Source organism: uncultured Cyclobacterium sp., from assembly GCF_963976465.1.
GTDB lineage: Bacteria > Bacteroidota > Bacteroidia > Cytophagales > Cyclobacteriaceae > Cyclobacterium.
Genome location: NZ_CAXBOC010000718.1, coordinates 1 through 1,524, shown reverse-complemented (window position 1 = coordinate 1,524; position 1,524 = coordinate 1). Strand labels below are relative to the sequence as shown.

Here is a 1,524-nt window from a genome sequence, read left to right as displayed (position 1 = left end):
ATAGGTTCGGTATCTCCCGGTTCACCAAAGTATCCGGTAAGCGGCTTTTCCATGATAATGTGCTTGCCGGCTTTTGCCGCTTTTATGGCAATCTCATGATGGGAGGCAGGAGGTGTGCAGATATCGATAATATCAACGTCTTCTCGAGCTAGCAATTCATCTAATTCAGTTGTTACAAAAGATACCCCAATGTCTTGCGCAAAAGATTTTGCGCTTTCTTCTGTTAATGCACAGATACCTCTGATTTCAACCAGCCCAGGGGTCAAGCCCATATAATTTGCATGATGCATGCGCGCTCCATAACGAGCACCAACCATTCCTATTCCTAGCGTTTTTTTAGTCATTTATTAAGAGCTTTTTCTTCCATTGTAATTAATTTCTTTAAATAGAGGTATTATGTTAACACCGTCTCAAATTAAAACAAGTCTTAAAACTATTCAAATTTATTCAGTTGATTGCTTAGCTCAATATATGTGGTCAAAAGGCTTATATGATTATTAAAAACTTCACTACTAATCCGATCCATGGTTAAGTATTGACCATTCCATCTGACCCCACTTGGCATTCTTTTTTTGAAAGTGTCATTTTTAGTAATCCAAGCACCTGATTTTTCTTGCTCATCAATGATTTGGATTACTTTTGAACTTATTTCCTCCAAACGTTTAGCTACTTCTTCTTTGGTTTGTAAGCCTTCTTGCCCTTTCAATAAGTCTTTGTATCCCAAAGTCATTGCTTTGTCGTAGCGCGCAGTACTTGCTTCAAGACGTGCCTGCAAATCAGTTTGGTAACCATAGCCTGTCCGTCGTTCAGGGTGAAGGTCCTCTAAATTATCTACACGAATCCTAGGTCTGTCATAATAAAGTGGTTTGCCGGTTCCGATTTCTACAAACCTTGCCCACATGCCATTTTCCATTCTTATTTCTTTAAGCCACCTTAAAGCGTCAGGAATAGGCTCAAGTAGAGTTTTATGACCTAAGGCAAGGTACAAATCAATTAGGGTATTGATATTGTGAACGGTCACTAATGGACAAACTGCCGGAGGTTCAAAAGTGCGGGCCCAGGCAGGTTGTAAAAATTCATTGTACTGTTGTGCCCAACCGGGTTGGGGAGGAGGGAGTTGAGAAATATTCATAAATCTCGCTGCCTTCTTCAAGCTTTTTTCAATTGCTTCATCGTTGGGATAGAATTGATAAGCCTCTATCATGACTCGAATACAATCATTAAAAGTAGCATAATCATGATAGTTTCCTTGTTCAGGGTATTTGTGAGGCCATCCACCGTTGCTTAATTGGGTGGCAACCATCATTTTCAATGCCTTTTGAGAGGCTTTGTGGATTAGTTCATCTTCAACTTCCTGGTCTAGCGCCATTAAAAAGCTAATGGCTGACTGGGTTTGGTTATCATCAAAGCTCACTTTATCCATATCCAAATCTTTAAAATTGATGGTATGGTTCCAGCCTCCATATTTATTTTGTCCTCTTATCAATGCATAGGCAGCTTCTTTGGCATAGTCGAGGGCTTGTT

Annotated in this window: 2 protein-coding genes; both read right to left on the bottom strand. The window is 39.9% G+C overall.

All coding sequences use genetic code 11. The features are described from left to right. A partial coding sequence (locus AAC037_RS24220) for a Gfo/Idh/MocA family oxidoreductase (RefSeq protein WP_339906249.1) occupies nucleotides 1–317 on the bottom strand: 317 nt, incomplete at its 3' end. 116 nt (nucleotides 318–433) lie between these two features. Beyond that, nucleotides 434–1,524 (bottom strand): pectate lyase (locus AAC037_RS24215; RefSeq protein WP_339906248.1); only part of this gene is annotated, 1,091 nt, incomplete at its 5' end.